Consider the following 12,203-nt stretch of genomic DNA (forward strand, 5'->3'; position numbering starts at 1 on the left):
GAATTTTAAAATCATAAAAAAGCGGTCGAAAAACAAATTTCGACCGCTTTTTTATGATTGATGGGTATCGAATTCCTACTGTTTGAGCGAAGCGAGACGGGTCGCCGTTGCGATTAGGAATTCTTGATTTTTTTGTTACTTTTTGCATCAAGGCAAAAAGTAAGGACGAGAATAAATCCAAAAAACATTAAAATCTTTTAAAACTTGCTTTTCCAAGAGAAAATTCGGGATGACTCATGTATGTTAACGTAAATCTAATCTAACAACATTCTCTACATGATGCGTCTGTGGAAACATATCTACAGGTTGTACAGCAGTTACTTGATACTTTTCGTCTAACAGCGCTAAATCTCTTGCCTGAGTAGCAGGATTACAACTTACATAAACAATTCGTTTAGGTGAAGCCTCTAGTAGTGTCCTTACTACAGGCTCGTCCATTCCTGCACGTGGTGGGTCAGTAATAACAATGTCTGGTCTTCCGTGTTTGTTTACAAACTCACTACTCAATAATTTCCTCATATCACCCGCATAAAACTCTGTGTTAGTCACATTATTAATCTGCGAATTTACTTTAGCATCCTCCACAGCCATTTCAACGTATTCTAATCCTATTACTTTTTTGGCTTGACGCGCTACGAAATTAGCAATTGTTCCAGTACCCGTATAAAGGTCGTACACAAAATCATTTTCTGTGATATCAGCATATTCACGCGTAATCTTATATAATTCGTACGCCTGTTTTGAATTGGTCTGAAAGAAAGATTTTGGGCCTACTCTAAACTTTAAATCCTCCATTTCCTCAATAATGTATGGTAAACCTTTAAAGTTTATAATCTCTAAATCAAAGAATGTATCATTGCCTTTGGTATTGATAACATAATTCAAGGAAGTGATTTCAGGGAAAGTCTCCGCAAGGAAATTCATTACTAAATCAATATCCTCTGGCTGGCAGTAGGCAAATTGAACTACGACCATTAAATCCCCCGAACTGGCAGTCCTGATAATCAGGTTTCTTAAAGCCCCTTTTTCTTGGCGAACTTGCTCATAATAGTCTAAATTATGTTTAGCCGTAAAATCTCTCAAAGCCAATCGGATGGCATTCGAAGGGTCTGGTTGTAAGTAGCAATGGTCGATGTCTAATATTTTATCATAACGCTTAGGGATATGAAAGCCTAAAGCATTTCTTGAGAAAGACTCTCCCGAATTAATCTGTTCTTGTGTTAACCATCTGTTTTGCGAGAAGGTATATTCAAGCTTATTACGATAATAAAATTTTTCAGCAGAGGGAAAAATAGGCTTAATTTCAGGTAAATCTACTTTCGCAATTCTTTCTAAGGCATCTACTACTTGTTTGTATTTGAAGTCTAATTGTATTTGATAATCAATGTGTTGCCATTTACAACCACCACATGTACCAAAATGAGAACAAATTGTTTGGGTACGGTAATGTGAGTTGGGACGAATGTTAAAAGCCACCGCCTCCATGAAGCTTTTCTTCGATTTCAATACTCTTAAATCAGCATAATCTCCCGGTGCTACAGGCCCTTCAATAAAAATTACTTTATCTTCAATTCTACTGATACACTTTGCTTCAGAAGCAAAGTTTTCAATTAATACATTTTCAAAAATGATATTTTCTTTATTTTTCTTTTTCATACTTTGCAAAAATACGAAGTATTGAAATTATTATTGACAATCAGCAAGGAGTTTTCAGAAACTTAGTTGAATTTTGTAGTATTAAGGACAAGTATTATAAATGTTTATCAATGAAGCTGTTTAAACTTTCGGTTTCTGTGGTGAAAGTATTGTCTTTTAGAATAGCTTGTTTCAAAATTTGGGAAGCATAGCATCGCTACGTTGAGTAAATTTTGGAACAAGCTATTCTAAAAGACTTAGTTTAACCCGAAAGGAAAAGTTTAAACAACTTCAATAACATTTATACCATTTTAAGAAACGTCGCAACAAATTTTATTATGAAAGGTAAGGTTGTTATTATTACAGGGGCATCATCTGGTATCGGAAAAGCAATGGCATTTGCTTTTGGTCGTGAAGGTGCAAAAATTGTTATTACAGGTAGAAAACAAGAGGCACTTTTAGCAACAAGTCAAGCGCTTACAGCAAGTGGAATCGAAAATTTACCCATTGTTTCTGATGTAAGTATTGAAAGCGACAATCAAGATGTTGTTGAGAAAACAATTGCTGCTTATGGTAAAATTGATATTTTAATCAATAATGCAGGCGTATCCATGAGAGCCATGTTTGAAGACTGCGATACTGAGGTTATCAGAAAAGTAATGGATATTAACTTTTTTGGAACAGTCTATATTACAAAATATGCTTTACCATATATCAAAGCAACGAAAGGCTCAATCGTAGGAATTTCTTCCATTGCAGGATATAGAGGTTTGCCAGTAAGGGTTGGCTATTCAGCATCTAAATTTGCGTTGAATGGTTTTCTAGAAGGACTTCGCACAGAGCTTTTACACTCAGGCGTACACGTTTTAACAGCTTGCCCAGGTTTTACGGCTTCTAATATCAGGGTAGCATCCTTAGGAGCAGACGGAAACTCGAAAGGAGAATCTATGCGTGATGAAGGGAATATGATGAGTTCGGAAGAAGTAGCTGATAGAATTTTATATGCTGTAAAACATCGTAAAAGAGATTTAGTTTTAACATTACAAGGGAAATTTACAGTGTTTATCAATAAATGGTTGCCATCGTTAACTGATAATTTAGTGTTTAATGCTTTGGCTAAAGAAAAAGATTCTCCATTGAAAAAATAAAGCTAAAAAGGCTAATTCTGAGCAGAATTAGCCTTTTTAGAAAATTAACCGAATGTTCATTCTACTAGCCAAATGTCACTTTCTTTTAAATACAGGAATTTGTCGTTCCAATATACACGTTTCCAAATATCATTTCCTCCGATTAAGTTCAAACGATGACCTCTATCTATGATAGACACCACTGGCGCTACGGCCGAGGGTTCAGCTCTTAACAAAACGCCATCTCTTTTAATAATGCCTTGATGGTATTTATCAGGTAGATTTAATAATATACCAATGCCGATGATGTAAATCAGTAAAAATATTTTTTGACCCAGAGGAATATGATTGTTTTTGTATCTCTTGGTAAACAACACAAAGAAAATATAAATACTTAACACAAGCATGGTACCAATCAAGAAACCAGAATACTGTTTATAAAATAGGATAAGGAAATTAAAATCATTCAATTCATATCCTTTTAATTCATGAAGCTGTGCTATTTCATTGAGTTTTGATAAAATCTTCTCGTTGGGGTCTTGTTGATAGGCCTTGTTTAGGTAATACAGTGTTTTTAAAAAATCTCCTTTTTTTTCTTTTAAAAAGGCCAATTTTAAAAATAATGCAGTTGAAGGTTTTTCGATTGAAGGCAAAAGTTGTTCATAAATTCCCTCTGACTGAGAGAAATTATCAGCTTTATACAGTGAGTCTGCTTTTTTCAGTGTTGCTACATTGCTTTGAGAATAAGCTAGTTGTAGAAATGCTAAAGAAAAACATAAAAAAAATATGACTTTTTTTAGATAGTATGCTTGCATTGTATTCTTAATAATCGTAGTTTTGCACCGCAATTAAGGGAAACAATATGACAAAAACAAAAGATGTTTAGTCTGTTTCTTAAAATAGCAAATGATTCCGTAGCTCAGTTGGTAGAGCAATACACTTTTAATGTATGGGTCCTGGGTTCGAGTCCCAGCGGGATCACAAAGGAAAAAGCCATCGCTTTTGCTAAAGCGATGGCTTTTTTTACCCAAAAAAATAATTTTAATTACCGATTCCGTAGCTCAGTTGGTAGAGCAATACACTTTTAATGTATGGGTCCTGGGTTCGAGTCCCAGCGGGATCACAAAGATTACCAGTGGTAATCTTTCCTTCGTGCCAGAGCGCACATTTTATATATACAAACTTCGGTTTGAAGATTCCGTAGCTCAGTTGGTAGAGCAATACACTTTTAATGTATGGGTCCTGGGTTCGAGTCCCAGCGGGATCACAAGGTTACCAGTGGTAATCTTCCTTCGTGCCAGCGCGCACATTTTATATATACAAACTTCGGTTTGAAGATTCCGTAGCTCAGTTGGTAGAGCAATACACTTTTAATGTATGGGTCCTGGGTTCGAGTCCCAGCGGGATCACAGAAGCTACTAATTTTAAAAATAATACTTACCTCATTTTTAACTTATTGGTATTATCACTTCTTATGGGCTGAATTATTCAATTGCCTTCCCTAGCCCTTAATCTTTCGATTCTTGAAAATCATTGTCTGCCATCTCTCTATTAGTATTTTTTATAAGTACATTTTGCTATATTTGACACTATGTATTTAATTAACCAATGACTGAGCTGAATTAAACAATTATGATATTTTCCAAACTTGGCTTACAAAAGTGAGACAAAGACTATCACATAATTAATTGAGAAGCTCTAAATATTTGACAACCAAACATTAAAGGTTTGAATCAAATAACAGAAGTTCTGGACGTTAACACCAAAGATGTACTGCAACAGAAATGAGTAAAGAAAACCTAATAGAAGACAACCTAATCGAGCAACTGAAAGGGCTGAAATACATTCATCGGCACGACATAATTGATAGAAAAAGCCTTGAGCAAAATTTCAAAACTAAGTTTGAAGCCCTTAATCGTGTTCGTTTGTCTGAAAACGAATTTTTAAGACTTAGGGAAGAAATCATTGAAACGGATGTGTTCAAAGCTTCTAAACTTTTACGTGAAAGACAATACTTTCAACGTGAAGACGGAACGCCTTTGCATTACACTTTGGTCAATAACAAAGAATGGTGTAAAAATGACTTTGAAGTTATCAGTCAATTACGAATTAATTCTGAAAATAGTCATCAACGATATGACATCATTTTATTGATTAATGGTTTACCTGTGGTGCAAATCGAGCTGAAAAATTCGGGTATTTCACCACGTGTGGCCATGCAACAAATTGTAGATTACAAAAACGAACCGGGCAACGGTTACGGTAATTCTCTTCTTTGCTATATGCAGTTGTTTATCGTGAGCAACAGAACCAACACTTATTATTTTGCAAATAACAAGAATCAGCATTTTGCCTTTAATGCAGACGAACAGTTTTTGCCCATTTATCAATTGTCAGACGAAAACAACAAGAAAATTACCCACCTTGATTTGTTTACTGAAAAATTCCTAACGAAGTGTACTTTGGGCAGTATGATAAGTAAGTATATGGTTTTGGTTGAAAGTGAGCAAAAGTTGCTTGTTATGCGACCTTACCAAATTTATGCTGTCAAAGCGATTATCAACTGTATCCAACAAAATAGAGGCAATGGGTATATTTGGCATACGACAGGAAGTGGCAAAACGTTGACATCATTTAAGGCTTCAACCCTCCTAAAAGACAATCCTGAAATTGATAAATGCTTGTTCGTGGTTGACCGTAAAGACCTCGACAGACAAACTCGGGAGGAGTTCAATAAATTTCAGGAAGGAAGTGTGGAAGAAAACACCAATACTGAGACTTTGGTGAGACGTTTACTTTCTAGTGATTATGCTGATAAAGTGATTGTTACCACCATTCAAAAATTGGGTTTAGCTTTAGATGGCTCACAAAATAAAAACTACAAAGAGCGATTAGAACCTTTAAGAAAAAAACGTATCGTTTTCATCTTTGATGAGTGCCACCGCTCTCAATTTGGCGACAACCATAAAGCAATTAAAGAGTTTTTTCCTAATGCCCAGTTATTTGGTTTTACTGGTACGCCTATTTTTGAAAAAAATGCAACGTACATCCAACGAAACGGTGAAGAGGCTAAATATAAAGAAACAAAAGATATATTCGAAAAGCAATTACACGCTTATACCATCACTCATGCCATTGAAGATAAAAATGTTCTAAAATTTCACATCGACTACTTCAAAGGAAAAGGAGAAAACAATCCAAAGTCAAGTGAATCCCTTACCCAAAAAGCTATCGTGGAAGCAATTTTAGACAAACACGATGCAGCTACCAATTCAAGAAAGTTTAATGCCGTCTTAGCAACAGCTAATATCAATAATGCTATTGAGTACTATCAATTGTTTAAGGAAATTCAGAAAAAGAAGCAATCTGAGCATCCTAATTATATCCCTTTAAATATCGCTTGCGTGTTCTCGCCACCTGCTCAGTTGATGGCAAAACAAGAAAGCCAACAAAGTCAGAAAAATTCTGCTGACATTAAGCAATTACAGGAGGATTTGGTACAAGAACGTGAGGATAACAAACAAAACCCTGAAGAGAAGAAAAAAGCATTAACAGAAATTATTGAGGACTATAATCAACAATTTAAAACTAACCACAGCATCAACGAATTTGATTTGTATTACCAAGATGTGCAAAAGCGTATTAAAGACCAGAAATGGACTAACAAAGAACTTTCGCACAGTGAAAAACTTGATGTTACAATAGTGGTTGATATGTTGCTTACTGGGTTTGACAGTAAATACTTGAATACGTTGTATGTTGACAAGAATTTGAAATACCACGGCTTAATTCAAGCATTTTCAAGAACTAATCGTGTACTAAACGATACTAAACCTTACGGTAATATTTTAGATTTTCGTTCTCAGCAAGATGCCGTTAATGATGCTATTACGCTTTTCTCGGGTGAGGACGATGGTAAAGCTAATCAAATTTGGTTAGTTGATACTGCACCAGTGGTGATTGAAAAATACCAAAAAGCAGTAGAAGCTTTAGGCGTATTTATGCAGGGACATAACTTGGTAAACGAGCCACAGGATGTATATAACCTGAAAGGCGACGCAGCACGGATTTCATTTGTGAAAAACTTTAAAGAGGTGCAAAGGTTGAAAACCCAGCTTGACCAATACACTGATATAACAGAACAGCAAAAAACAACCATTGAAGCTATTTTGCCAACAGAAACCTTGCAGGAGTTTAGAAGTTCGTACATAGAAACTGCCAAACAATTAAGGGAAATACAACAAAAAAATGATGAAAACACACCGCCCGAAATTCAACAATTGGATTTTGAATTTGTATTGTTTGCCTCTGCTATAATTGATTATGACTACATCATGAATTTGATTGCAGATAATACACAAAGAAAACCTTCTAGGCAGAGAATGACCAAAGCACAGGTAATTAGCTTGCTGAGTGCTAATGCCAACTTGATGGACGAACAAGAAAATTTAACCGAGTACATCAATAGTTTAGATTGGAACAGTGGACAGGATGTAGAATCGCTTCGAAAAGGCTACGAAAATTTTAAAGACGAAAAATACAACAAAGAACTGGCAACTATTGCACACAAACACGGCTTGCAAACGGCTGACCTGAAAAGCTTTGTAGAAAAAATATTAAGTCGAATGATTTTTGATGGTGAAAAACTCACTGACCTTTTAGCACCTCTGGAGTTGAGCTGGAAAGCACGTAGAGTAAAAGAATTGGAACTAATGGCAGATTTAGTACCACAATTAAAAAAATTAGCTCAAGGCATAGAAATCGGCGGTTTATCTGCTTATGAATAGAATTTTAGACATGAGTAACAAACCTCAAACAAGTATAAACGATTCTGATTATACCGAGATTTTACATCAGGCCATCAGTCAAATAAAGACTGCCCGAACCCTGATTGCAAAACAGGTAAACAGTAGCACCAATTCTGTGTATTGGAATTTGGGCAAATTACTCTTTGAAAAGCAATTAGAAGAAGGCTACGGCAGTGGCGTTGTAAAACAACTCTCTGTAGATTTAAAATACGAATTCCCAGATATGGGCTTGTCGCCTCGTAATTTATGGAATATGAAACTGTTTTATGAGCGTTATTATCAGGCAGACCAAAAACTGCTACAAGCCGTAGCAGTTTTGCCTTGGGGACACAATTTGCTGTTAATTAACAAAGTTCAGTCGCTTGAAGCCGTTGCATATTACGCCAATGAAGCCGTAACCAAAGGTTGGAGCAGGGATATATTGCTCAACGCCATAAAAATGGACAGTTATGCCTATGCCCAAAAACAAATCAAATCGCATAATTTTAACGAAACGCTTCCCGCCATTGATGCCGATTATGCAAACGAAGTATTTAAAGATACTTATAATCTTGGTTTCTTAGGAATAACCGAACACGTTAAAGAATTAGGTTTAGAAAAACGATTAGTAGAAAAAATTAAATCGTTTATATTGGAATTAGGCAAAGGGTTTTCGTTTATAGGCAACCAATACCGCTTGGAATACAACCACAAAGAATACTTTGTGGATATGCTTTTTTTCCATAGAGGACTACAGTCTTTGGTGGCTATTGAATTAAAAATTGGAAGCTTTAAAGCCGAATATGTGGGAAAAATGAACCTCTATCTTTCACTTTTAGATAAATTAGAAAAAGGAGATAATGAAAACCCATCTATAGGTATTATTCTTTGTGCCGACAAAGACCATTTAGATGTGGAAATTGCATTGCAAGACATTAACAAACCTATTGGGGTAGCCGAATACCAATTACTGCTACCGAAAAATGAATTACAAGCCTTAGTGCTGAACGAAATAAACGCCACAGAATTAGAAAATGAGTAAAGATAAATTAATGCCAGAATTGAGGTTTCCAGAGTTTGTGAAAGATGAGGAGTGGAAGGAGAAGAAGTTGGGAGATGTTACAGAAAATGTAATGTATGGCATGAATGCTGCATCTGTTGAATATGATGGAGAAAATAAATACATAAGAATTACAGATATTGATGAAAGCACTAGATTGTTTTTGCCTAATCCTTTAACATCTCCAGACGGTCAATTAGATGAAAAATACCTTGTAAATGTAGGTGATTTGCTTTTTACCAGAACAGGAGCAAGTGTTGGAAAATCTTATTTACATCAAAGTGAAAATGAGAAAATTTATTTCGCTGGTTTCTTAATTCGGTTTGCAATAAAGAAGCAAGTTCCATATTTCATTTATGCACAAACTTTAACAGAAAAATATCAAAAATGGGTTTCAAATACCTCCACACGTTCAGGACAACCAGGAATAAATGCAGAAGAATATAAATCATATTCAATTATTCTTCCCTCCACACTTGAAGAACAACAAAAAATCGCTTCCTGCCTTTCTTCCTTAGATGAAGTAATTACAGCCCAAAGCCAAAAATTAGTGTTACTCAAAGAACACAAAAAAGGCTTGATGCAAAACCTTTTTCCACAAGAAGGTGAGACAGTGCCTAAGCATCGGTTTCCTGAATTTAAAAATGATGTGGAATGGGTGGAGAAGAAGTTAGGGGATATTGCCGAAATAATTACTGGCAGTACGCCAAGCACCAACGAACCCGCTTATTATGGAGGAGATAAAATGTTTGTTTCGCCTGCGGATATAAGTGATAAAAGAATTGTCGGTCAAACGAAAACTACATTAACAGATTTGGGATTTACAAAGACGAGACAAATTAAAGCAGGAAGTGTTCTGTTCGTTTGTATAGGTTCTACAATAGGAAAAGTTGCTCAAAACAAATTCAATTGTGCTACTAACCAACAATTAAATTCATTAGTCGCTTTTAATGACTATTCTAGTGATTTTTTATATTCTTTACTTGATGCAAATTCATCAGAAATAGCTTCAGTTGCAGGAAATCATGCTGTTCCTATTATCAACAAATCGACTTTTTCTGAAATTAAATTACCTTTTCCCTCTTCACTCGAAGAGCAACAAAAAATTGCCTCTTGCCTTTCCTCTTTAGATGAATTAATCACAGCACAGGCAGAAAAAATAGAACAGTTAAAACTACATAAACAAGGATTGATGCAAGGGTTGTTTCCAAAAATCGGAAAATAGAAGATGATATACGGTATATTACGCCCCAACGGGGCTTCTAGCCACATAAGTCCTTCACCATAGATAAGCCCTTCGCAAGGGCACAGCCCACAGCCAAGCCCTGCAAGGGCGTACTATCTTAATGAAGGGTAATAGCCCTTCGAAATTAAATCAAAAAAATGACACAAAAAGACCAACAACAATTAGGGAAAACCCTTTGGGATATAGCAGACAATTTACGTGGGGCCATGAATGCGGATGATTTTAGGGATTATATGCTTTCATTCCTCTTCCTTAGATACTTATCATATAATTACGAAGAAGCTGCCAAAAAGGAACTGGGTTCGGATTATCCAGATAATACGCCTCCAGATGTAATGTCGCAGATAAAGGTCAATTCACCTTTACAGATTTGGTATGCAGAAAATAAAGAAGATATACCTGAATTTGAAAAACAGATGCGTAGAAAGGTGCATTATGTAATTCAGCCAGAACACCTATGGAGCAACATTACAGAATTAGCACGAACCCAGAATGATGAATTATTATTAACCCTCGAAGCTGGTTTTAATTATATCGAAAATGAGTCATTTGAAGGTTCATTTCAGGGCTTGTTTTCTGAAATCAATTTAAACTCTGAAAAACTTGGTAAAACAGCCATAGAACGAAATAAAAAACTTTGTATTATCATTCAGAAAATTGCTGATGGTATTACAGATTTTTCTACTGATTCTGATACACTTGGCGATGCTTATGAATATTTGATTGGTCAGTTTGCGGCTGGCTCAGGCAAAAAAGCAGGTGAGTTTTATACACCACAACAAATTTCTACCATTTTATCAGAAATTGTAACCTTAGATAGTCAAGAGCCAAAGACAGGAAAGAAGAAAAAACTAAATAAGGTATTAGATATGGCTTGTGGTTCGGGTTCATTGTTGCTCAATGTAAGAAAACGAATCAAAGACAGTGATGGAAGTGTGGGCAAAATATATGGACAAGAAAAGAACATTACTACCTACAACCTTGCCCGAATGAATATGCTTTTACACGGTATGAAAGATACCGAGTTTGAAATATTTCATGGAGATACCCTTGAGAATAACTGGGATATACTCAATGAGATGAATCCGAGTAAAAAAGTTGAATTTGATGCCATTGTAGCTAATCCACCGTTTAGTTTAAGATGGGAACCCAATGATACCTTAGCGGATGATTTTCGTTTCAAAAGCTATGGTTTAGCACCCAAATCAGCAGCAGACTTTGCTTTCTTATTACACGGCTTTCACTTCTTGGGAAAAGAAGGAACAATGGCTATCATCCTACCACACGGAGTATTATTCCGTGGTGGAGCTGAAGAACGAATCAGAACCAAGTTGCTAAAAGATAATAACATAGATACTGTAATTGGCTTACCCTCAAACTTATTTTATTCCACAGGGATTCCAGTTTGTATTTTGGTTTTGAAGAAATGTAAAAAGCACGATGATGTATTATTTATCAATGCGAGTGAAAATTTTGAGAAAGGGAAAAGACAAAATACGCTAAGAGAAGGTGAAAATGGAGAACCAAACGATATTCAAAAAATTATAGAAACCTACCAGTTCAGACCCGAACATATTGAAAGATATGCACGAAGGGTATCAATGGATGAAATCGAAAATAATGGATACAATCTGAATATCTCTCGTTATGTAAGTACATCAATAGACGAAGTGCAAATTAGCTTAGATGACGTAAATGCCAAACTAATGGAGATAAACAAAAGCATAGAAATAAATACAGCTAAACACAATGAATTTTTGAAAGAATTGGGACTAAATCAAATTTAAAGAAAATAATTCTCCACAAAAAGAAGCGATGAATCTATAATATCACAGATTCATCGCTTTTTTTGTGCATGGTAGTATTCTATCTGGTATGATTTTTTAATGTTTTTATTTTAGTTTTTTTAATCAAAACACCATTGAGAGGACTATCTTCTGATATTATAAAGAGGAGAGGTCTCTAGTGTTTTCGTATAAAAGATAGGGTTGATTGTTTCACTAAAAACATAAATAATATGCCATGGACTAAGAGCGATTATCCGCCATCATACAAAAACCAACCTAAGAAAGTTAGGGACAAAGCCGTTGAGATAGCCAATGAGGTATTAAAGGACGGTGCCGAAGAAGGGCTTGCTATTGCTACGGGATTGAAAAAAGCCCGAGAAGTTTTAGCAAAAAAAGAAGATTCGCACAAGCAATAGAAAAAATAAGGATGTTATTGCCTATAGCTATAATTTGATGATATATCGCTTGAATTAACTAAAGACAATATTCAACATGAATATGTTTGATGTCGGAATTGTTGTATTTTTAGCTAAATTTATTTTCATTCTTTTTGTAAAGGGC

8 protein-coding genes and 4 tRNA genes are annotated in these 12,203 nt (G+C 35.3%); 10 read left to right on the forward strand and 2 right to left on the reverse strand.

The annotated features are described in order from the left end of the window. Nucleotides 1-243: 243 nt before the first annotated feature. Complete coding sequence (gene rlmD, locus VB264_RS05805; RefSeq protein ID WP_323247572.1) at nt 244-1,656, reverse strand: 23S rRNA (uracil(1939)-C(5))-methyltransferase RlmD; 1,413 nt, start codon at nt 1,654-1,656, stop codon at nt 244-246. Nucleotides 1,657-1,973: 317 nt separating this feature from the next. On the opposite strand from rlmD, the gene VB264_RS05810 reads away from it, so the two are divergent. Beyond that, complete coding sequence (locus VB264_RS05810; RefSeq protein WP_323247574.1) at nt 1,974-2,783, forward strand: SDR family oxidoreductase; 810 nt, start codon at nt 1,974-1,976, stop codon at nt 2,781-2,783. A 56-nt stretch (nt 2,784-2,839) separates the two neighbouring features. Here the strand turns inward: VB264_RS05810 and VB264_RS05815 are convergent, their stop codons facing one another. Then, nucleotides 2,840-3,577, reverse strand: coding sequence for a hypothetical protein (locus tag VB264_RS05815; RefSeq protein ID WP_323247576.1), 738 nt, complete (start codon nt 3,575-3,577; stop codon nt 2,840-2,842). A 93-nt stretch (nt 3,578-3,670) separates the two neighbouring features. On the opposite strand from VB264_RS05815, the gene VB264_RS05820 reads away from it, so the two are divergent. The 9 genes from VB264_RS05820 (at nt 3,671) to VB264_RS05860 (ending at nt 12,058) form a co-directional block, all read left to right on the forward strand. Further along, nucleotides 3,671-3,743: transfer RNA gene (locus VB264_RS05820), tRNA-Lys, on the forward strand. A gap of 69 nt (nt 3,744-3,812) precedes the next feature. Further along, nucleotides 3,813-3,885, forward strand: a tRNA-Lys gene (locus VB264_RS05825). 71 nt (nt 3,886-3,956) lie between these two features. After that, nucleotides 3,957-4,029 (forward strand) — tRNA-Lys (locus tag VB264_RS05830). A 69-nt stretch (nt 4,030-4,098) separates the two neighbouring features. Continuing rightward, nucleotides 4,099-4,171: transfer RNA gene (locus VB264_RS05835), tRNA-Lys, on the forward strand. Nucleotides 4,172-4,546: 375 nt separating this feature from the next. Beyond that, nucleotides 4,547-7,549 (forward strand): type I restriction endonuclease subunit R, encoded by a 3,003-nt coding sequence (locus VB264_RS05840; RefSeq protein ID WP_323247578.1) that lies wholly within the window; start codon nt 4,547-4,549, stop codon nt 7,547-7,549. A 10-nt stretch (nt 7,550-7,559) separates the two neighbouring features. Next, a complete protein-coding gene (locus VB264_RS05845; protein WP_323247580.1) occupies nt 7,560-8,591 on the forward strand; it encodes a PDDEXK nuclease domain-containing protein in 1,032 nt (343 codons plus the stop codon). Then, the gene (locus VB264_RS05850) at nt 8,584-9,834 is read left to right on the forward strand and encodes a restriction endonuclease subunit S (RefSeq protein ID WP_323247582.1); all 1,251 of its coding nucleotides are present in this window, start codon (nt 8,584-8,586) and stop codon (nt 9,832-9,834) included. Before VB264_RS05845 ends, VB264_RS05850 begins: the two co-directional genes overlap by 8 nt. Nucleotides 9,835-9,992: 158 nt before the next feature. Continuing rightward, nucleotides 9,993-11,642 carry a type I restriction-modification system subunit M gene (locus VB264_RS05855; RefSeq protein WP_323247583.1) on the forward strand — a complete coding sequence of 550 codons (1,650 nt, stop codon included), beginning with the start codon at nt 9,993-9,995 and terminating at the stop codon, nt 11,640-11,642. 230 nt (nt 11,643-11,872) lie between these two features. Next, nucleotides 11,873-12,058, forward strand: coding sequence for a DUF2188 domain-containing protein (locus tag VB264_RS05860; protein ID WP_323247585.1), 186 nt, complete (start codon nt 11,873-11,875; stop codon nt 12,056-12,058). Nucleotides 12,059-12,203: the final 145 nt, after the last annotated feature.

Origin of the sequence: Arcicella aquatica (assembly GCF_034928825.1) — a bacterium.
Classification (GTDB): domain Bacteria; phylum Bacteroidota; class Bacteroidia; order Cytophagales; family Spirosomataceae; genus Arcicella; species Arcicella aquatica.